This window comes from Pseudomonas sp. O230, from assembly GCF_045447035.1.
In the GTDB taxonomy this organism is placed as follows: Bacteria; Pseudomonadota; Gammaproteobacteria; order Pseudomonadales; family Pseudomonadaceae; genus Aquipseudomonas.
The window spans coordinates 266,872-287,211 of record NZ_JBJGXN010000008.1; the positions used below are offsets into that span (position 1 = coordinate 266,872).

General features: G+C 60.5%; 19 protein-coding genes. 13 read left to right on the top strand and 6 right to left on the bottom strand.

What is annotated here, in order from left to right; translation table 11 throughout:
* The first annotated feature begins 115 nt into the window (after positions 1-115).
* From rfbB to ACI77H_RS19180, 7 genes are read left to right on the top strand one after another with little or no spacing between them, the layout of a single operon-like run.
* Positions 116-1,198 carry a dTDP-glucose 4,6-dehydratase gene (gene rfbB, locus ACI77H_RS19150; RefSeq protein ID WP_407013280.1) on the top strand — a complete coding sequence of 361 codons (1,083 nt, stop codon included), beginning with the start codon at positions 116-118 and terminating at the stop codon, positions 1,196-1,198.
* On the top strand, positions 1,195-2,067 hold the full coding sequence (rfbA, locus tag ACI77H_RS19155) for a glucose-1-phosphate thymidylyltransferase RfbA (RefSeq protein WP_407013282.1): 873 nt from the start codon (positions 1,195-1,197) through the stop codon (positions 2,065-2,067). Before rfbB ends, rfbA begins: the two co-directional genes overlap by 4 nt.
* Positions 2,067-2,612 (top strand): dTDP-4-dehydrorhamnose 3,5-epimerase, encoded by a 546-nt coding sequence (rfbC, locus tag ACI77H_RS19160; RefSeq protein WP_407013283.1) that lies wholly within the window; start codon positions 2,067-2,069, stop codon positions 2,610-2,612. Before rfbA ends, rfbC begins: the two co-directional genes overlap by 1 nt.
* A complete protein-coding gene (rfbD, locus tag ACI77H_RS19165; RefSeq protein ID WP_407013284.1) occupies positions 2,609-3,490 on the top strand; it encodes a dTDP-4-dehydrorhamnose reductase in 882 nt (293 codons plus the stop codon). Before rfbC ends, rfbD begins: the two co-directional genes overlap by 4 nt.
* 36 nt (positions 3,491-3,526) lie before the next feature.
* Complete coding sequence (locus ACI77H_RS19170) at positions 3,527-5,335, top strand: ATP-binding protein (protein ID WP_407013285.1); 1,809 nt, start codon at positions 3,527-3,529, stop codon at positions 5,333-5,335.
* Positions 5,332-6,717, top strand: coding sequence for a sigma-54-dependent transcriptional regulator (locus ACI77H_RS19175; RefSeq protein ID WP_407013287.1), 1,386 nt, complete (start codon positions 5,332-5,334; stop codon positions 6,715-6,717). The genes ACI77H_RS19170 and ACI77H_RS19175 overlap by 4 nt, the downstream gene beginning before the upstream one ends.
* Before the next feature lie 40 nt (positions 6,718-6,757).
* Positions 6,758-7,213 (top strand): thioesterase domain-containing protein, encoded by a 456-nt coding sequence (locus ACI77H_RS19180; RefSeq protein ID WP_407013288.1) that lies wholly within the window; start codon positions 6,758-6,760, stop codon positions 7,211-7,213.
* A gap of 123 nt (positions 7,214-7,336) precedes the next feature.
* Here the strand turns inward: ACI77H_RS19180 and cysQ are convergent, their stop codons facing one another.
* Both cysQ and nudE read right to left on the bottom strand, forming a co-directional pair.
* Positions 7,337-8,167 (bottom strand): 3'(2'),5'-bisphosphate nucleotidase CysQ, encoded by an 831-nt coding sequence (gene cysQ / locus ACI77H_RS19185; RefSeq protein WP_407013289.1) that lies wholly within the window; start codon positions 8,165-8,167, stop codon positions 7,337-7,339.
* Positions 8,164-8,730 carry an ADP compounds hydrolase NudE gene (gene nudE, locus ACI77H_RS19190; RefSeq protein ID WP_407013290.1) on the bottom strand — a complete coding sequence of 189 codons (567 nt, stop codon included), beginning with the start codon at positions 8,728-8,730 and terminating at the stop codon, positions 8,164-8,166. Before nudE ends, cysQ begins: the two co-directional genes overlap by 4 nt.
* Positions 8,731-8,820: 90 nt before the next feature.
* On the opposite strand from nudE, the gene yrfG reads away from it, so the two are divergent.
* Entirely contained in the window at positions 8,821-9,483 is a 663-nt protein-coding gene (gene yrfG, locus ACI77H_RS19195; protein WP_407013291.1) for a GMP/IMP nucleotidase, read from the top strand.
* A gap of 126 nt (positions 9,484-9,609) precedes the next feature.
* On the opposite strand, the gene lysM is transcribed toward yrfG, so the two are convergent.
* Positions 9,610-10,050 carry a peptidoglycan-binding protein LysM gene (lysM, locus tag ACI77H_RS19200; RefSeq protein WP_407013292.1) on the bottom strand — a complete coding sequence of 147 codons (441 nt, stop codon included), beginning with the start codon at positions 10,048-10,050 and terminating at the stop codon, positions 9,610-9,612.
* Positions 10,051-10,185: 135 nt separating this feature from the next.
* On the opposite strand from lysM, the gene ACI77H_RS19205 reads away from it, so the two are divergent.
* The 4 genes from ACI77H_RS19205 (at position 10,186) to ACI77H_RS19220 (ending at position 15,129) form a co-directional block, all read left to right on the top strand.
* Complete coding sequence (locus ACI77H_RS19205; RefSeq protein ID WP_407013293.1) at positions 10,186-11,073, top strand: LysR family transcriptional regulator; 888 nt, start codon at positions 10,186-10,188, stop codon at positions 11,071-11,073.
* 94 nt (positions 11,074-11,167) lie between these two features.
* Complete coding sequence (fdhD, locus tag ACI77H_RS19210; protein ID WP_407013294.1) at positions 11,168-12,007, top strand: formate dehydrogenase accessory sulfurtransferase FdhD; 840 nt, start codon at positions 11,168-11,170, stop codon at positions 12,005-12,007.
* Positions 12,004-14,352 (top strand): FdhF/YdeP family oxidoreductase, encoded by a 2,349-nt coding sequence (locus tag ACI77H_RS19215; RefSeq protein WP_407013295.1) that lies wholly within the window; start codon positions 12,004-12,006, stop codon positions 14,350-14,352. The genes fdhD and ACI77H_RS19215 overlap by 4 nt, the downstream gene beginning before the upstream one ends.
* 291 nt (positions 14,353-14,643) lie before the next feature.
* The gene (locus tag ACI77H_RS19220) at positions 14,644-15,129 is read left to right on the top strand and encodes a glycine zipper domain-containing protein (protein ID WP_407013296.1); all 486 of its coding nucleotides are present in this window, start codon (positions 14,644-14,646) and stop codon (positions 15,127-15,129) included.
* 69 nt (positions 15,130-15,198) lie between these two features.
* On the opposite strand, the gene ACI77H_RS19225 is transcribed toward ACI77H_RS19220, so the two are convergent.
* The 3 genes from ACI77H_RS19225 to ACI77H_RS19235 form a co-directional block, all read right to left on the bottom strand.
* Positions 15,199-15,618 (bottom strand): acyl-CoA thioesterase, encoded by a 420-nt coding sequence (locus tag ACI77H_RS19225; protein ID WP_407013297.1) that lies wholly within the window; start codon positions 15,616-15,618, stop codon positions 15,199-15,201.
* Positions 15,619-15,734: 116 nt separating this feature from the next.
* Positions 15,735-16,961 carry a 3-hydroxyacyl-CoA dehydrogenase NAD-binding domain-containing protein gene (locus ACI77H_RS19230; protein ID WP_407013298.1) on the bottom strand — a complete coding sequence of 409 codons (1,227 nt, stop codon included), beginning with the start codon at positions 16,959-16,961 and terminating at the stop codon, positions 15,735-15,737.
* Between the two features lie 102 nt (positions 16,962-17,063).
* Positions 17,064-18,998, bottom strand: a complete 1,935-nt coding sequence (locus tag ACI77H_RS19235) for an ATP-dependent DNA helicase RecQ (RefSeq protein WP_407013299.1) — start codon at positions 18,996-18,998, stop codon at positions 17,064-17,066.
* A gap of 269 nt (positions 18,999-19,267) precedes the next feature.
* Here ACI77H_RS19235 and ACI77H_RS19240 point away from each other — a divergent pair, with 269 nt between their 5' ends.
* Positions 19,268-20,332, top strand: a complete 1,065-nt coding sequence (locus ACI77H_RS19240; protein ID WP_407013300.1) for a S8 family peptidase — start codon at positions 19,268-19,270, stop codon at positions 20,330-20,332.
* Positions 20,333-20,340: the final 8 nt, after the last annotated feature.

The following is a 20,340-nucleotide window of genomic DNA, read 5'->3' on the forward strand; positions in this document are numbered from 1 at the left end:
CCCTGTTGACGCGGCAAACCTTAAATAGCCGTCACTGCCCTCTTGCACCTCCACTCTGCTGCCGACAAGCTATGATCATTCGCTATATCGTCTGACGGAAAAAAGGCTGGCCCACATGCGTATTCTCATCACCGGCGGCGCCGGTTTTATTGGCTCTGCCCTGGTTCGCCAGCTGATTCGGCACACCGAGCATGAAGTGCTCAACCTGGACAAACTGACCTATGCGGGCAATCTCGAATCGCTGATCAGCATTGCTACCGATACTCGCTACGAGTTCGTGCAGGCCGATATCGTCGATCAGGCGGCCGTGAGCGCGGTACTGGCGCGTTTCCAGCCACACGCCATCATGCACCTGGCAGCTGAGTCCCACGTCGACCGCTCCATTGACGGTCCGTCGGATTTCATTCAAACCAATATCGTCGGCACCTACAGCCTGCTTGAGGCGACCCGCGCCTACTGGTACACACTGGCCGAGCCGGAAAAAAGCGCCTTCCGCTTCCACCATATCTCCACCGACGAAGTCTACGGCGACCTGCACGGTGTCGATGATCTGTTCACCGAAACGACGCCTTACGCGCCCAGTTCGCCATACTCCGCCAGCAAGGCGGCCTCCGACCATCTGGTGCGCGCCTGGCAACGCACCTACGGCCTGCCGGTGCTGCTGACCAACTGCTCGAACAATTACGGGCCGTTCCACTTCCCCGAAAAACTGATCCCGCTGGTAATTCTCAACGCTCTGGCCGGCAAACCGCTGCCGGTCTACGGCAACGGCCTGCAGATCCGCGACTGGCTGTTCGTCGAAGATCACGCACGAGCGTTGCTCAAAGTCGTCACCGAGGGTGTCGTCGGCGAGACGTACAACATTGGCGGACACAACGAACAGACGAACATCGACGTGGTGCGTGGCATTTGTGCCCTGCTCGAAGAGCTCGCCCCGGTCAAACCAGCCGGTGTCGACCGGTATGCCGACTTGATCACCTTCGTCCAGGACCGCCCGGGGCACGATCTGCGTTACGCGATCGATGCCAGCAAAATCGAGCGCGACCTGGGTTGGGTGCCGGAAGAGACCTTCGAAACCGGCCTGCGCAAAACCGTTCAGTGGTATCTGGAAAATCTGGAATGGTGCCGCCGCGTTCAAGATGGCAGTTATCAGGGTCAACGACTAGGCTCCACCGATATCAAGGAGTTACTCGCATGATTAAAGGAATTGTGTTGGCTGGGGGGTCGGGCACGCGCTTGCACCCGATCACGCTAGGCGTTTCCAAACAGCTGTTGCCGATCTACGACAAGCCGATGATCTACTACCCGATCTCGGTTTTGATGCTGGCTGGCATCAAGGAAATTCTGGTGATTTCCACCCCGCAGGACCTGCCGCAGTACCGAAACCTGCTGGGTGACGGCAGTCAGTTCGGTGTCCATTTCAGCTACGCCGAACAACCTTCGCCGGATGGCCTGGCCCAGGCTTTTCTGATTGGTGAGGAATTCATTGGCGACGACTCGGTGTGCCTGATCCTCGGTGACAACATCTTCCATGGCCAGCATTTCGGTGCCCAATTGCAAAGAGCGGCGCAGCTAACCAGCGGCGCAACTGTTTTCGGCTACTGGGTCAAGGATCCGGAACGCTTTGGCGTGATCGACTTCGACACAGAAGGCCGCGCCATCTCGATCGAAGAAAAACCGCTCAATCCAAAGTCCAGCTATGCGGTCACCGGGCTGTATTTCTACGATAACGACGTCATCCGCATTGCCAAGGCCGTCAAACCGTCACCGCGCGGCGAGCTGGAAATCACCGATGTAAACAACGCCTATCTGCAACGCGGCGATCTTCAGGTCGAGCGCTTTACCCGCGGTTTCGCCTGGCTCGACACCGGCACTCACGACAGCCTGCTCGAAGCTTCGCAGTACGTGCAAACCATCGAGCACCGCCAGGGACTAAAAGTGGCTTGTCTCGAAGAAATTGCCTACATGAATGGCTGGATCGATCGCGAGCATTTGCTTGAGCGAGCGAAGTATTTCGGCAAGACAGGTTATGGCCAGTATCTCTACACGATTGCCGGAGAAGCATAATGAAAGTCACCCCCACCCAGTTGCCAGAGGTGCTGATTATCGAGCCCAAGGTGTTTGGGGACGAACGTGGGTTTTTCTATGAAAGCTTCAATGTCCGTGAGTTTGAAAACGCCACGGGCCTCAAGAAAGCGTTCGTACAAGACAACCACTCGCGTTCGCGAAAAGGCGTGTTGCGTGGTATGCACTATCAGGTGGAACACACCCAGGGCAAGCTGGTTCGGGTGACGGCTGGGGAAGTGCTCGATGTGGCCCTTGATGTCCGCCGCAGTTCGCCGAACTTCGGACGCTGGGCCAGTGTGCGCTTGTCCGCACAGAACAATCGCCAGTTGTGGATACCGGAAGGCTTCGCCCACGGCTTCCTGGTACTCAGCGAGTACGCCGAGTTTCTCTATAAAACCACTGACTATTACGACCCGGCGTCAGATCGCTGCATTCGCTGGGACGATCCGACACTGGCCATCGACTGGGAACTGGAAGAAGCGCCTCAACTGTCAGAAAAGGACAAACACGGTAAAAGCTGGCAGGAATCTGAACTGCTTTCATGAAAATCTCTTCGCGAATTCTCATCATTGGCCAGCACGGCCAGGTCGCCCGCGAACTGCAGCGTTGCTTGAGTGCGGCTGAGGAACTCGTGGTGCTGGGGCGCGACCAGCTCGATCTGGCTCAACCGGAACAAATTCGCCAACAGGTCCGGCGCGTTCATCCCGACCTGATCATCAACGCCGCCGCCCACACGGCGGTCGATCGGGCAGAAAGCGAACCTGCGCTGGCGTTCGCCATCAACGCGACGGGCCCGGGAATTTTGGCCGAAGAAGCACTGGCGCTGGGCATCCCGCTGATTCACTACTCCACCGATTACGTGTTCGACGGCAGCAAAAGCGCGCCTTACAACGAAGACGATGCACCGCACCCTCTGGGTGTTTACGGCCAGAGCAAACTGGCCGGTGAACAGGCGATCACGGCGGTACAGGGCAAGCATCTGATCCTGCGCACCAGCTGGGTCTACTCGACCCACGGTCACAACTTCCTGCTGACCATGCAACGTCTGCTGCAAGAAAAACCGGAGTTGCGCATCGTCGCCGACCAGATCGGCGCGCCCACCTGGGCCGGTACAATTGCCAACAGCACCCTCGCCCTGATCGAGCGCTGGCAGGCCGGTGAGAGCGGCGCCTGGGGCACTTATCACCTGACCGCCCAGGGTGAAACCTCATGGTTCGGTTTTGCCCAGGCCATTGGCGAAGCACTGCGGGAACAGGGCAAGCCTTGCGCGCACCTGCTGCCCATCCCCTCCAGCGATTACCCGACGCCTGCCGCCCGACCGTTGAACTCGCGCCTCGATTGCAGTCGCCTGCTGCGCGAGTGGGGCGTCAGCCAGCCAGACTGGCAAACCGCGCTGCGCGAGTGTCTTGCCGGGCAAGCCTAGGCATAATGCGCCTGTACCCTCAGGCGCCTGATGCTCATGACTCCGACCCTCCCCCGCAGACCCCGCTGGCGCAGCCTCGCCCTGTTGGCGCTGTGCCTGGCGCCGTTGCTGTGGCCGCTGGAGCATCTGGCCGAGCGTTACTACCGCAGCGAATTGGCCGGGCAGAACCGGCAGACCCTCGACCTGTACGTCGCCAACCTGCTGGGCACGCTGCACCGTTATGAAGTGTTGCCGCAGATCCTCGGCGACCTGCCTGCGCTGCGCGCCACGCTCGGAGCCCCCGACGACGGTGTGAGCCAAGGCAATGCCAACCGGCTGCTGAAAAACATCAGCGCGCAAACCGGCGCCGAAGTCATGTACCTGATGGACACCACCGGCAAGACCCTAGCGGCGTCCAACTGGGACAAACACGACAGCTTCGTCGGCCGAAATTTTTCCTTCCGCCCGTATTTCAGCGAAGCCATGGCCGGGCGTCTCGGGCGGTTTTTCGGGCTGGGCACCACGTCGGCCAAACGCGGTTACTTCTTTGCGGCGGCGGTGCGCGACGGCGAGAAAGTCCTCGGCGTGCTGGTGGTCAAGGTCGACCTGGACCACACCGAAAGCCTTTGGGGCAAAACCCCGGAACAACTGCTGGTCACTGACCACAACGGCGTGGTCATCCTCACCTCGCGGCCGGAGTGGCGATTCCGTGCGACCCGGCCTCTGGGCGAAAGCGAGCGCGCGGCTATCACCGCGATTCAACCCTATCCGACCCGCGACCCGAAGCCGTTGAATCTTAATCCTGACGCCTGGCTGACCCAGACCCGGCAGATCGACGAAACCGGCTGGAGCGTCAGCATCCTTGCGCCGCGCACCTTGATCGATCGCCCGGTGCGCACGGTGGTCGCCATCGGCGGCGCGACGCTGCTGGTGTTGATGCTGCTGCTCGGCCTGATGATGCAACGCCGCCGTCACTACCTCGAACGCATCGCCTTCGAAGCCAAGGCCCGGCGCGAACTCGAAGGCCGGGTCGCGGAACGAACCAGCGACCTCGAAGGCCTGAACCGCCGATTGAAACAGGAAGTGCTGGAGCGCGAACACGCCCAACAGGAACTGGTACGCGCCCAGGATGACCTGGTGCAGGCCGGCAAGTTGTCGGCGCTGGGGACCATGTCGGCAAGCATCAGCCATGAACTGAATCAACCGCTCGCCGCCATCCGCAGCTACGCGGAAAACGCCGAAGTGCTGCTCGATCATCAACGCACCGACGATGCGCGTGGCAACCTCAAACTGATCAGCGAACTGACCGGGCGCATGGCCTCGATCATTGCGCACCTGCGCGCGTTTGCCCGGCGTGATCGCCACGCCCCGGAAAGCGTCGCGCTACAACCGGCACTCGATGACGCGCTGGCACTGTTGGCCAAACGGCGGCGCAGCATGGAAGTCGAGCTGATCCGCGATTTGCCCGCCGCCACGCTGTGGGTCGAGGCCGGGGAAACCCGTCTGCGCCAGGTGCTCGGCAATCTGTTGGCCAACGCACTGGACGCGCTGACGGAAAAAGGCCCGCCGCGTAAACTCTGGTTGAGTGCCCAATCCACCGCCGACGGCGTCATTCTGTACATTCGCGACAACGGTCCCGGCTTTTGCATGGAAGCCCTTGGTCGCGCCAGCGAGCCCTTCTACACCACCAAGACCCGCACGCAGGGGCTCGGTTTGGGGCTGGCGATTTGCGAAACCCTGATGCGCGCCTTCGGCGGTGAACTGTCGTTCGCCAACCACAAGGAAGGCGGCGCCCTGATTACCCTGAAACTGCGCGCAGGCGCACCGGGCGTGAGCCTGCAACCGTCCGAGGACCGAAGTGCATGACCATCGACAACCGCATCCAGGTCGTGCTGATCGACGACGATCCGCATCTGCGCCAAGCCCTGAGCCAGACACTCGATCTGGCCGGCCTGAAAATCCTCCCGCTCGCCGAAGCCAGGGGCCTGGCCGGGCAACTGGAGCGTGACTGGCCGGGCGTGGTGGTCAGCGATATCCGCATGCCCGGCATGGACGGTCTCGAACTGCTGACCGAACTGCACGCCCAGGACCCGGAGCTGCCGGTGCTGCTGATCACCGGTCACGGCGACGTGCCGCTGGCGGTCCAGGCGATGCGCGCCGGGGCTTATGACTTTCTGGAAAAACCGTTCGCCAGCGACGCCCTGCTCGACAGCGTCCGTCGCGCGCTGGCCCTGCGCCGACTGGTGTTGGATAACCGCAGCTTGCGTCTGGCGCTGAGCGACCGCAATGAACTGAGCACCCGACTGGTCGGGCAATCGGCGCCGATGATGCGTCTGCGCGAACAGATCGGCGCGCTGGCGGCGACCAAAGCCGATGTGCTGATCCTCGGCGAAACCGGCGCCGGCAAAGAAGTTGTGGCGCGGGCGCTGCACGATTTGTCGAGTCGGCGTAACGGCCCGTTCGTGGCCATCAACGCCGGGGCCCTGGCCGAATCCGTGGTGGAAAGCGAGTTGTTCGGTCATGAGCCGGGCGCGTTTACCGGTGCGCAGAAGCGCCGTATCGGCAAGTTCGAATTCGCCAGCGGCGGCACGGTCTTCCTCGATGAAATCGAAAGCATGAGCCTGGACGTGCAGGTGAAATTGCTGCGTTTGCTGCAAGAGCGAGTGGTCGAGCGCCTGGGCGGCAATCAGTTGATCCCGCTGGACATCCGCATCATCGCCGCGACCAAGGAAGACCTGCGCCAATCCGCCGATCAGGGGCGCTTCCGCGCCGACTTGTATTACCGCCTCAACGTCGCCCCGCTGCGCATTCCGCCGCTGCGCGAACGCGGTGAAGATGCGCTGATGCTGTTCCAGCATTTCGCCGATGAAGCCAGCGCTCGCCATGGCTTGCCGCCCCATGAATTGCAACCGGGGCAGCGGGCGCTGTTGTTGCGTCACACCTGGCCGGGCAACGTGCGGGAATTGCAGAACGCTGCCGAACGTTTTGCCCTGGGCCTGGAACTGGCGCTGGACAACAGCGCGCCGGATGGCGCGGCGGGCACAACGGTTGAAGCGGTCAGCGGCGGCCTGAGCGAGCAAGTGGAAAACTTCGAAAAGTCGTTGATTACTGCCGAACTGGCGCGCGCTCACAACTCGGTGCGCAGCCTCGCCGAAGCCCTCGGCATTCCGCGCAAGACCTTGCACGACAAACTGCGCAAGCACGGGCTGAATTTCGCCGATCACCATCCGACCGACGAACTCGATTGATCGACCGTCGAACCGTCCTCTTCAAACAAAAGGCCCCGTCATGAACCGCGACAGTCGTCACCTGGAATCAATCCTCCATCGCGACATTCCCCTGACGCAGGCCATGGGCGTCAAAGTGCTCGACTGGCACGACCAGCAATTGCGCCTGTATTTGCCGCTGGAAGCCAACGTCAATCACAAAAGCACCATGTTCGGCGGCAGCCTGTATTGCGGCGCGGTGCTGGCGGGTTGGGGCTGGCTGCATTTGCGTTTGCGTGAGGAAGGGATTGAAGACGGGCACATCGTGATTCAAGAAGGGCAGATCAGCTATCCGCTGCCGGTGACCATGGACGCAACCGCAATTTGCCAAGCGCCGAGTGCAGCGATGTGGAAGAAGTTTTTGGCGATGTATCAGCGCTATGGGCGGGCGCGGCTGACGCTGCATTCACGGATTGTGAATGCAGGAAGTGCAGAAGATGCGGTGACGTTTACCGGGCAGTACGTCCTGCACCGGTAAACCTCTACGCTCCCACACTCTGCGTGGAACGACCTCGACTTTGCAGGCGCCGGCTTGCTGGCGATCCAGTCAACGCGGTGTCTCTGTTTCACCGCATCGCCTGAATCGCCGGTCAGCCGGCTCCTACGAGGTTGCGAGCGCCAGCAGCTTTTCGCGCCAGGCAGCCTTCGCCGGCAGTGCCAGGAAAAACTCGTTCCGCAAAGACTCCCGCGCCGGATAACAAAACGGCGCACCGCTCAAATCCAGCACTGCACCACCCGCCCCTTCCAGCACACCCTGCGCCGCCGCCGTATCCCACTGCGAAGTCGGCGCCAGACGCGGATAACAATCCGCCGCGCCTTCCGCCAGCAGACAAAACTTCAGCGAACTGCCGATATTCGCCAGTTCCAGTTCACCCAGGCTGTCGCTCAACCCGGCCAGCAAGCGTTCCTGCTCGGGACTCGAATGCCGGCGACTGGCGACCACGGTGAACGCCTCACCTGGTGGTGGCACCTCGCGGACATGAATGGGCGACGGTTGCGCGCCTGTATCACCACGCCACGCGCCCAGCCCGGCACCACCGACGTAGAAACGTCCGTTGGTCGGCATCGACACCACGCCAAACACCACCCGCCCCTGTTCGATCAACGCGATGTTGACGGTGAACTCTTCGCTGCCCGAGATGAACTCCTTGGTGCCGTCCAGCGGATCGACCAGCCACCAGCGCTGCCACCCGGCGCGAACGCTCTGCGGGATGTTGGCGTCTTCTTCGGACAACACCGGGATGCTCGGATCCAGCGCCGTCAGCCCGGCCAGAATCAGATGATGGGCAGCCAGATCGGCGGCGGTGACCGGCGAATCGTCGGCCTTGGCGGTCACGGTTGTGCCGGTGCGCCAGAACGGCAGGATCGCGTCGCCAGCCTTCAATGCCAGCTCAACCACCGGGGCCATCAATGCATGCGGGAAATTATTCATGGCAGGAATACCCCGCGCTGGGTCAGCAGATCACGAGCCAGGTACAGTGCCGCCAAGGCACGGCCCTCGGTGAATTTCGGGTTCTGGGCCAGGGCCGACAGCTCTCGCAGGTTGATCTTGTCCACCCCCATCGGCTCAGGCTCGTCGCCCTCAAGTCGTTCTTCGTAAAGATCAGTGGCCAGCACCACCTGAATCTTCTGGCTCATGTAACCCGGCGACAAGGACAACTCGGTCAGGTGCTCCAGCTGTCGCGCGCCGTACCCGGCTTCTTCCTTGAGCTCACGCTCGGCCGCCGCCAGCACATCTTCACCCGGCTCGATCAAGCCTTTGGGCAATGACAGCTCGTATTCATCGGTGCCGCCGCAATACTCCTCGACCAGCACCGCGTGGTCCGCGTCAAGCATCGCCACGATCATCACCGCGCCATACCCGGCGCCTTTGCCGACCAGTCGCTCATAAGTGCGCTCCACGCCATTGGAAAAGCGTAATTTCAGCTCTTCGACGCAGAACAAGCGGCTGGTGGCGACGATCTCGCGGGCGAGGATGGTGGGTTTCTGGCGCATGAAAAGCTCCTTGGCGTGAACGCGTTACTATACCCGGCCTATCCTGATTGTTGACCTCGGATATCTTTTTTACCGCTGGAGAAGTTTTTTATGTCACTGCTGCCGTGGCGCGACATCGACACCGTTCTGCTCGACATGGACGGCACGCTGCTGGACCTGCACTTCGACAACCATTTCTGGCTGGAACACCTGCCCCGGCGTTACGCCGAATTGCACGGGGTGAGCCGGGCCATGGCCGAGATGGAATTGCAGCCGCTGTTTGAACGTAACGCCGGCCAGTTGCAGTGGTATTGCCTGGATTTCTGGAGTGCCGAACTGAAGCTGCCGGTACGCGAGTTGAAACTGGAAACCGCGCACCTGATTGCATTGCGCCCGGATGCGGATACGTTTCTGGAGGCGATCAGGCAGGCCGGCAAACGTGTGGTGATGATCACCAATGCGCACCGTGATTCGCTGTCGCTGAAACTGGAACGGATTGAACTGGCGCCGTACTTCGAGCGGTTGATCAGCTCCCACGATTACGGCTTTCCCAAAGAGAATCCGCAGTTTTGGCAGGCACTGCAGGCGGACATCGGCTTCGATCCGGCGCGCAGCCTGTTTATCGACGACACATTGCCGATCCTGCGCAGTGCGCGGGATTTCGGTGTTGCGCATTTGTTGGCGGTGCGGGAGCCGGACAGCCGTAAAGGGCCGAAAGACACAGCGGAGTTTGCGGCACTGGTTGATTATCGGGAGCTGATTGCCGGGCTTTAGACCGCGTCGTCTGCATCGCGGGCAAGCCACGCTCCCACAGGTGTTGTGTCGTTCACTAAAAGTGCATACGCCACAACACCTGTGGGAGCGGGCTTGTCCGCGATAGCCATCACACGGTTTGGAGACTTACTCAGGAATCCGCAACGACTGCCCCGGATAAATCTTGTTCACGTCCTTGAGCATCGGCTTGTTGGCCTCGAAGATTTTTTGATACTTGTTGGCATCGCCATACACGCGCAAGGAAATCGCGCTGAGGGTGTCGCCCTTCACCACCGTGACAAACTTCGCGGCCACCACCACTGGCCCGGTCACCGTAATCTGATCATCCACGCTGCCGACACCGGCGATATTGCCCACGGCCAGCAGGATTTTTTCCTTCTCTTCCTGGCTCGCCACCTCACCGGTCACCGTGACTTTGTCGCCATCCACCGTCGCCTGCACATTCGGATTACCCAGGCCGACTTTGCTGATGTGCTCCTTCAACTGCTCGCTGGCATTGGCGTTGCCCGGCGTCAGCAAGTCGATAAGCTTTTCGCCTGCTTCTTTCACAAAGCTAAAAATACTCATGGTGCACTCTCCTTGGTTTTTGGTTCCAGACGCAAAAGCCTAGACCAAGGTTGCAACACTCGGTCCCCACCCGACCAATGACGCCGCCGCCCCCCAGGCGCTAGAATCCCGACCTCCCCGCACCCTGGAGCGAAGATGGACATCAAGCAGCTGAAATTCCTCATCGCCCTCGACGAAACCCGGCATTTCGGCCAGGCCGCGGCGCGTTGTCATATCACCCAGCCGACCCTGTCCATGCGCTTGCGCAGCCTTGAAGAAGAACTTGAGTTGCCCTTGGTCAACCGCGGCCAACGCTTCGAAGGTTTCACCGCGCCGGGCGAACGGGTGCTGGCGTGGGCCCGCACGGTGCTGGCGGCTTACGACGGTTTGCAGGCCGAAGCGGCGGCCTGTCGCGGGAATCTGGTCGGCACGTTGCGTCTGGGCGTGGTGCCGCTGTCGAGTTTCGATCCGCTGCCGCTGTTGCAACGCTTGCACGGCGAACACCCGAACCTGCGCTTCGAACTCTCGGCGCTGAGTTCCGAACAGATCCTCGAACAACTGGCGAACAATCGCCTGGACCTCGGTGTGTCGTACCTGGAACGTCTGGATGCCGAACGTTTCGACTCCCTGGCCTTCAGCGAAACCCGCATGGGCCTGCTCTACGATCAGCGCTTCTTCACGTTCGGGGAGGCGCCGCTGAGCTGGGAGGCGCTGATCGAACTGCCGCTGGGCATGCTCACCAGCGGCATGCATTTCCGCCAGTCCATCGATCACAATTTCCACAGCCGCGGCCTTACTCCGCAGCCGCTGTTGCAGACCGACGCCGTGCATCAACTGTTACAAGCTGTTCACGGCGGGTTGTGTTGCGCGGTGATGCCGCTCGAAGGCGGCCTGGAAAACCTGACTGACCATCTGCGCCTGCAACCGATCGAAAACGCCCAGACCCTCGGCCGGCTGGGGCTGATCATGCGGCGTAGTGCTCCACGCTCGGCGTTGGCGGAAGCCTGTTTCGCGATTTATCAACAATCAATGACAAACTCTTGATCGACGCCATCTATCGGCAGATCAGTAATAGCGATTAGACGCGACACTTTGACGCGCATAGGCTTAAAGCTGACTAAACCGTCGGTGATGCCCCATGAACGCCAAGCGTCCCGTTTGCGCGGCGCCAGCCCTCGAAACGCCCGCGCCTGCCGCCAGCCAAACGTACAGTTACAGCGATCTTCAATACATCGAATCGGCCAGCACCGCGCTGGCCGAAGAAGTTGCGTTGGCGATTTCCTATAACGGTATCAGTCAGGCCGTGATGCTGGTGACACCGACGGACCTGGAAGACTTCATCGTCGGTTTCAGCCTCGGCAGCGGCATCATCGAAGATCCCTGCGACATTTATGACCTGCAACTGAGCGGTTCGGGATCGGCGCAGTACGCGCAAGTGACCATCGCCAACCGCGCCTTCTGGAACCTCAAACAGCAGCGTCGGCAACTGGCCGGCACCAGCGGTTGCGGGCTCTGCGGCGTGGAAGCGGTCGAGCAGGCCTTGCCGGACCTCAAGGTGTTGCCCGGCACACCGCTGCCGCCCGCCGAATGGCTCGATGGTTTGCGCCAACGCATCGGCGCATTCCAGCCGCTTGGCCAGCATTGCGGCGCAGTGCATGCGGCGGTGTTCATGAACGGTCAGGGCGAATTGCTGCTGGGCCGCGAAGACATTGGCCGGCACAACGCCCTCGACAAGCTGATCGGCGGGCTGATCCGGCAGAAGATCCCGACCACCGGCGGCCTGGCGATTGTCACCAGTCGTTGCAGCCTCGAATTGATCCAGAAAGTGTTGCGCGCCGGCATCCAGACCCTCGTCAGCCTGTCGTCGCCCACCGGCCTTGCCGTGCAATGGGCCCGTCGTCACAACTTAAACCTTATCCATTTGCCCCAGAAGAATGCGCCGCGGGTCTACAGCCCAGCGTTGGAGAATCAAGCGTGAGTCAACACCGTCAAGCCGACCAGAAACCCGTTCCTCGCTACAAGCCCTATAAAGGCCCGGCCGGCGGTTGGGGCGCGCTGGCCAGCGTTGCCCGGGCCTGGTTGACCAGCGACAACGCGCTGAAAAACCTGCGCATGATGCTCAAGACCAACAAGAACGGCGGATTCGACTGCCCCGGTTGCGCTTGGGGCGATTCCAATGAAGCCGGCATGGTGGCGTTCTGCGAGAACGGCGCCAAAGCGGTGAACTGGGAAGCGACCAAACGGGCGGTCAACCCGGCATTCTTCGCCAAACATAGCGTCACCTCGCTGCTGGAACAGAGCGACTACTGGCTTGAATATCAGGGCCGCCTGACCGAGCCGATGGTCTACAACGCCGAAACCGATCGCTACCAACCGATCAGTTGGGATGATGCCTTCACCCTGATCGCCAAACACCTGCGCGGTCTGTCGAGCCCGGATCAAGCCGAGTTCTACACCTCGGGACGTGCCAGCAACGAAGCGGCGTTCCTCTATCAATTGTTCGTGCGCGCCTATGGCACCAATAATTTCCCCGACTGTTCGAACATGTGCCACGAGGCCAGCGGTGTCGCATTGGCGCAGAGCGTTGGCGTCGGTAAAGGCACCGTGACCTTCGACGACTTCGAGCACGCCGATGCGATTTTCGTCTGGGGCCAGAACCCCGGCACCAACCACCCACGGATGCTCGAACCGCTGCGCGAAGCAGTGAAACGTGGCGCGCAGGTGGTGTGCATCAACCCGCTTAAAGAACGTGGCCTGGAACGCTTCCAGCACCCACAACACCCGATCGAAATGCTCACCAACGGCGACAAACCGACCAACACCGCGTATTTCCGCCCGGCGCTGGGCGGCGACATGGCGATCATGCGCGGCATGGCGAAATTCCTGCTGCAATGGGAGCGCGACGCGCAGAAAGCCGGTGAGACCGCCGTGTTCGACCACGACTTCCTCAATGAACACAGCGTCAACGTGCTGGAATACCTGGGCACCGTCGACGATACGCCGTGGGAGCAGATCGTTGAGCAGTCCGGCCTGACGCTCGTGGAAATCGAGCAGGCGGCGCGCATGTACGCCAAAGGCAAAAACGTGATTATGTGCTGGGCGATGGGCATCACGCAGCATCGCCATTCGGTCGCGACCATCCAGGAAATTGCCAACCTGATGCTGCTGCGCGGCAACATCGGCCGGCCGGGCGCCGGTCTGTGCCCGGTGCGTGGTCACAGTAACGTGCAGGGCGACCGCACAATGGGCATCAACGAGCGTCCGCCGGTGGCGTTCCTCGATTCCCTGGAGCGTCGTTTCCAGTTCAAGGTGCCGCGCGAAAACGGTCATAACGTGGTCGAAGCGATTCATGCCATGGCCGCAGGTCGGGCAAAAGTGTTTATCGCTCTGGGCGGTAACTTCGCCCAAGCCACTCCGGACAGCACGCGCACCTTCCAGGCCTTGAGCAATTGCGACCTGACCGTGCAAATCAGCACCAAGCTCAACCGCAGCCATTTGGCTCACGGCAAAGACGCGCTGATCCTGCCGTGCCTGGGCCGCACCGACATTGATATCCAGACCGAAGGCCCGCAAGCGGTGACCGTGGAAGATTCGTTCAGCATGGTTCACGCTTCCAACGGTCAGTTGCAGGCGTTGTCGAACCAGATGCGCTCCGAGCCTGCGATCATCGCCGGTATCGCTGCCGCGACCCTGGGCAGCAAACCGGTGGACTGGAACTGGCTGGTGGCCGATTACCGGCGCATCCGTGACCTGATTGCCGACACCATTCCGGGTTTCAAGGACTTCAACGAGAAGATCAAGAATCCGGGCGGTTTCTACCTCGGCAACAGCGCCGGTGCTCGTCGCTGGAACACGCCGTCGGGGCGCGCCAATTTCCGGGCGAACGCCCTGCCCAAGGATCTGGTGCACGAGCGCACTCGCGCTACAGGCGTGTTGCCGGATCTGATCATGCAGTCGATGCGCTCCCACGATCAGTACAACACCACCATTTACGGCCTCGACGACCGTTATCGCGGCGTGAAAGGTCAGCGTGATGTGCTGTTTGTGAACGAAGCAGACATTATTCGCCTGGGGTTCAAACCGGGGCAGAAGGCCGACATCGTTTCGATCTGGGACGATGGCCGGGAGCGGCGGGTGAAGGGTTTCACGCTGCTGGCGTTTGATATTCCTGCCGGGCAAGCGGCGGCGTATTACCCGGAAGTGAATCCGCTGGTGCCACTGGAAAGCACCGGGGATGGCAGCCATACGCCGACGTCGAAGTTCGTGGCGATCCGGCTGGAAACGGCGAGTGAGACTGGGTTGATTTTGGCGAAGTCGGCGTAGCGCTTCGTCTGATCTGGACTCATCGCGAGCAGGTCGTATCGCGATGGCTTCGGATCAGGAAACACCTGTATCCGCACCATCCGATGACTTTCCAATCACCCACAAAAAAGGCCGTTTCTTCACAAAAACGGCCATTCCGAAGTAGCTAAAGACCGGCGAAAAACAGTTAAGTTCCGTCTAAAAAACAGCAACTTAGGTATATCTTCTGAAGTCGTGTCACTCGTCGGATTTCGATTGTAAGCACCATGACTCAGCCTCAGGATCGCGCCGTCATCCCCTTGAGGTTCCCCTATGAAGTTCTCCTCGATTCTCTTGTTGTCCCTTGGCCTGGTCAGTGGCTTCGCTTCTGCCGGAGGCACCACCGAAGCAGGTGTGGGCGGCGCATTGGGCGGGGTTTTGGGCTCGGTCGTCGGTCAATCGTTAGGCGGTAACACAGGTTCAACCATTGGCGCGGCCCTGGGCGGCGCGGGTGGTAGCGCAGTCGGCGCAGACAAACGCAGCCGTGGCGAAGCGGCCATTGGCGGTGCGTTGGGCGCAGCGGGCGGTAACGTGGTCGGCCGCAGCATGGGAGGCACCACCGGCAGCCTGATCGGTTCCGCAGCAGGTGGCGGCGCCGGTGGCGCGCTGGGTAACTACATGGGCAACAAGAGCGACGAGGACGATGATCGTCGCTCCTATCGCGGCCATGGTGACGATCGTCGCTACTACCGTGATGGTCATCCCGGCCGCGGTCACGCCTATGGCCACCGCAAGCATCACAATCGCTATCGCGACTGAGGCTTGAATCGCCTCGTTTACCGGTAGATCAAGAAATCGCAGCCTTCGGGCTGCGATTTTTTTTGCCGGTCAAACCACCAACCGCTCCAGCGCACCGCGCAATCCGCCAGGAATCGCCACCGGCTGATTCGACGTCCGATCCACAAACACATGCACGAAACGCCCCGCAGCGCAGGCTTCGTCCTCTCCGGCCTTGAATACCGCCAGTTCATATTGCACCGAACTGTTGCCCAACTTGCCCACGCGCAAACCGATCTCGATCCGGTCGGGGAAAGCGATAGAAGCAAAGTAATCACAAGCCGAACTCACGACAAAACCCACGACTTCGCCGTCATGGATATCCAGACCGCCGACTTCGATCAGGTAAGTGTTCACCGCCGTGTCGAAGAAGCTGTAGTAGGTGACGTTGTTGACGTGACCGTAGGCATCGTTGTCGTGCCAGCGCGTGGTGATGGGCTGGAAGTGCGGGTAGTCGGTGCGTTGGGGCATCAGCATCGGTTCCTGAAATTGGAAGGCAAGTAAACCGTGTCGCTATCATCGCTGGCAAGCCAGCTCCTACAGGATAGTGGGGACCTTGCAGGGGGCCGGTGCAGGCGCTGGATCAATCACCTGTCAGCAAACCCTTTATCCACCGCCGCCAACTCCCCAATCAACCGCGCCGGTTGCCAGTGATCACCCTGCCGGGTCTCAAGCGCCAACAACCGCTGATGAATATCCGCCAACCCCTGCTGATCCGCCCAGGTCATCGGCCCGCCCTTGTCCGCCGGAAAACCATACCCGTTGAGGTACACCAGATCGATGTCATGCGCTGATTGGGCAATCCCTTCCTGAAGAATCTTTGCCCCCTCGTTGACCAGCGCCAGCAAGCAGCGCTCCAGAATCTCCTCGGCCCCGATCTCGCGACGCTGGAAGCCCAAGCCCTCGCTGACCTTAAGCACCAGCGCATCCACCTGCACATCGTGCTCAGCCTGGCGACTGCCCGCTTCGTAGTGGTAATAGCCGTTGCCACTCTTCTGCCCGAAACGACCCAGTTCGCACAGACGATTATCCACTTGGACCTGCGGCGCATCCTGCCCCTTGCCCGCCAGCTCCCGAGCCCGCCATTCGAGGTCGATACCGACCACGTCGTACATGCGAAACGGCCCCATGGCGAAACCGAAGCCCTGCAGCGCCGCATCCACCTGATAGGGATAAGCGCCTTCAAGCAACATCTTGCGCGCTTCCAGCACGTAGGTTTTGAGCATACGGTTGCCAATAAAACCCTCGCAGTTGCCCGACACGACGCTGACTTTGCCCATGCGTTTACCCAGTTCCAGCGCGGCATCCAGCACCGCCGGCGAAGTCTGTGCACCACGAATGATTTCCAGCAGTTTCATGATGTGTGCCGGGCTGAAGAAGTGCAGGCCCAGGACCTGTTGCGGACGGCGCGTGGCGGCGGCAATGGCGTCGATATCCAGCGCCGACGTGTTGCTGGCCAGTATGGCTTCGGGCTTGAGCAGACCATCCAGTTCGCGGAAGATTTTCTGCTTGAGCTCAAGGTTTTCGTAAACCGCTTCGATCACCAGATCAACCTCGCGGATTGCCGCGTAATCGGCAGCCGCCGTGACCCGTGCAATGCGCGCGTCCGCTTCAGCCTGATCAATCCGCCCCTGCCGCACGTTGTGCGCGTAGATCGCCGCCACGCTGTCCAGCGCCTGCTCAAGCATCTGCGGATTGTTGTCGACCCACTGCACCGGCACCCCGGCATTGGCCAGGCACATGACAATGCCACGGCCCATGGTGCCCGCGCCGATCACGGCAGCGCGCTGAATGTTGAACGGTGTCTGGCTCATAGTTGTTCTCTTGTTGGCGATCCAAAGTCAGACCTCACCATAGTCAGCCACCGGGCTTTTTTGAAATTTATTCCTGTGATGGGAGACATTCAGCGGATGGATCTAACCCGGTAAATGCGCCTCGGTCCAACTCCTCACATCGCCGTACGGATGATCCTCCAGCGCTGCAAACCCCGGAATCGACCGGGCCTTGAGCTTGGTAAACAGCGGCACGCTGATCCCGCACAAAAACCGCGTAACACGCTCCGCTGACGGAACGCTGCCGACGTGCTGTTCATGCCTGTGGATAAAATCACCGCACAGCGCCTCGAAGTTTTTATCCACAAGCGCCGGCAACTCCGGTGGTTCGGGCAGTCGCGCCACATGCCCGTGACACACCGAGCAATGCCCACACTGCTGCGGCGCGTTTTCATCACCGAAGTACTCGGCCAGGCGTTTACCCAGGCAGTGGTCGGTGGCGAACAGATCCAGCATGGCGTGAATCCGCGCGATCTCGGTGCGTTCGTGCCGAGTGAAACAATCATGCAGTTCGGCACTCAGCGCCTGACTGTCGAAATCCGTTTGCAGCAGGCTGTAGACCTCGGTCATCTGCTTGCTTTCCAGCTCGAGCCAACCCTTTTCCTGGAAGTAATCCAGCGCCTTGACCACCCGATTGCGCTCGGCTTGATGCTGCTCGTACAACGCATCGAAATTCACCGTAGCCCAAGTCCGCGCGCGGCTGGAGGTCTGGATGATCGCCGCGACGAAGTCCTTGCGCTCACCCTCGAAGCGGGCGAGCAAGTCTTCCGGCTCCAGCAAATACTTGAAGCGGTATTCGGCGTAATAGGCATAACGCGGGGCGATGATCCTGCGTAGCTCCAACTGCACCAGCAAGGTCTTGAGCGGCAACTGGCGAATGTTGCTCTGGTCGGCCAACGGCCCTAGCAGAAACTCCCATTGCCCCTCGGGCGCGGCGGCTTGCAATTCGTCGAGCACATGACGGATGCCGTCCAGTTCCGGTGTGTCGCCGTAGACGAAGTTTTCCAGCACATTGAGGCTGTCGCGGTTGGCCAATACCAGGCAGTCCGATGGCTGCCCGTCACGTCCGGCGCGGCCGATTTCCTGGCTGTAGTTTTCGATGGATTTGGGCAGGTCGAAATGCACCACGTTGCGGATGTCACTCTTGTCGATGCCCATGCCGAAGGCGATGGTGGCGACGATGCAATTGGACTGGCCGCCCATGAAGCGTTTCTGAATGGCTTCGCGCTTTTCGTGGGGTAAACCGGCGTGATAAGCCTCGGCCTGAATGCCATTACGACCCAGGTGTTCAGCGATGTGCTCGGCGGTTTTCTGCAAAGTGACGTAGACGATGCTCGGCTGGTCGGGACGCTCGCTCATCCATTCGACAAGGCGTCGGCGTTTGTCCTGACCGCGCACCGGTTCCACCAGCAAATTGAGGTTTGGCCGGTAGAAACCGGTAGTCACCACATCTTCAGGGGCAATGGCGAATTTCGCTTCCATGTCGGCGATTACTTTCGGAGTCGCAGTGGCGGTCAGCAACAATGCCTGAGGGATATTGAACTGACGCTGATAGTCCGGGAGCTTGAGGTAGTCAGGGCGGAAGTTATGGCCCCACTCCGAGATGCAATGCGCCTCGTCCACCACCAACAAAGAGATCGGCACCTGCTGCAAGAAATTGCGGAAGCGCTCGTTCTTCAGGCGCTCCACGGAAATCATCAATATCTTCAATTCGCCAGACTTGGCGCGCGCCATTACATCGCTGGCGTCGTCGCGGCTTTGAGCCGAATCGATACTGCCTGCCGAAATGCCATGGCGTTGCAGAAACGCCAATTGATCCTGCATCAACGCCAGCAACGGCGAAACCACCAGCGTCAGGTGCGGCAGCAAGACCGCCGACATCTGGTAACACAGGGACTTGCCTGAGCCCGTGGGGAAAATCGCCGCCGCCGAGCGCCCGGCCATCACTGCGCTGACCACCGCCTCCTGGCCTGGCCGAAACTGTGGATAGCCGAAAACCTGTTCCAGGGTGTTGTGCATAAGCTGTCACTCCGTTGACCGCTGCGAAGCCCAAAGCCTAGCCGGTGATCGCAGCGAGTCGAGAAAAGGTCGGGGGCAAAAACGATACGGGATGATACAGCGTCCATCAGGGTAAGCCTTCGCCACAGGTTGAAACAAACGGGGCACTTTGCCTCCCTGACGCCCGGCCCCATTCCAGCGGTAAGGTTCGCCTTCAAAAAATCACTATTCGTGAATGGTTCATCACGGCAGGAAGCCTGATGTGCACGGATACTCATGAAGGAACGACCATGCGTCAATTACCCCGTTTTTCAACCACCACCGCGCTTGCATTGCCATTGTTGTTGAGTGGATGCCTGACAACTCCCACGCAGCCCTCCATCGACCCTACCCAGTTCGAAACTCCGGAATATCAAGCCCAAAAGGGCTTGGCGATTGTTCAAGCATCAACCCTTTATGCCCGCGGCGGCACTGGCCAAGGCGTTGCCGTAGCGCTGGTCGACTCAGGCCTGAACAGCAACTTGCCGGAATTTCAGGGAAGGATCGCTGATCCGGGTTTTGACTATGTCGAGAACCGTACCGGCACCTTCGACCGGGTCGGTCACGGTACCCAGATGGCCGGCATTCTCGCCGCCAACAAGGATGACCAGGGAATGCACGGCATTGCATTCAACGCACTGCTGATCCCGTTCCGTTTCGGCGACGACAATGAGCCGTTTTTCTTCGACACGCAGATTGCTCAATCCTGGCAGGCCGGTTTCGACAAGGGGGCGCGCATCCTCAACAACTCGTGGGCCAACGCCATTCCAGCGACCGAGATCAATGAGGCGCGTTACAAGCAGGTCATGCCGGAGTCGTTGCTGACTGCCCGGAAACTGGTTCAGGACGGCGCTGTTTTTGTGTTCCCGACGGGTAACGAACTGAAACGAGAACCGCTGGCAGAACCCGGTTTACCAGTCGCCATTCCCGAACTGGAAAAGGGCTGGATCGCCGTAGTGGCACTAAAAAACGACGGCAGCGCCATCAATGCCAAATCCAACTATTGTGGTGTCGCGGCTGCCTGGTGCATCGCGGTACCTGGCGGCGATGCCGGCGCAGGACAAGGACTGCTGAGCACCAACAAGGACGGCAAATACGTACAGACCGCCGGCACTTCGCCTGCTGCCGCCATGGTCAGCGGTGCCCTTGCAGCATTGCAAAGCCGCTATCCCGAGCTCACCGCGCAGCAAGTCCGCGAACGCCTGCTGGCAACGGCGAACCGCACAGGTATCTATGCCAACAGTGAAGCATACGGTCGAGGATTGATGGATCTTGAAGCGGCCTCGCGCCAGGCTCCGGAATCCATGGTCGACTGAGCCGGGAT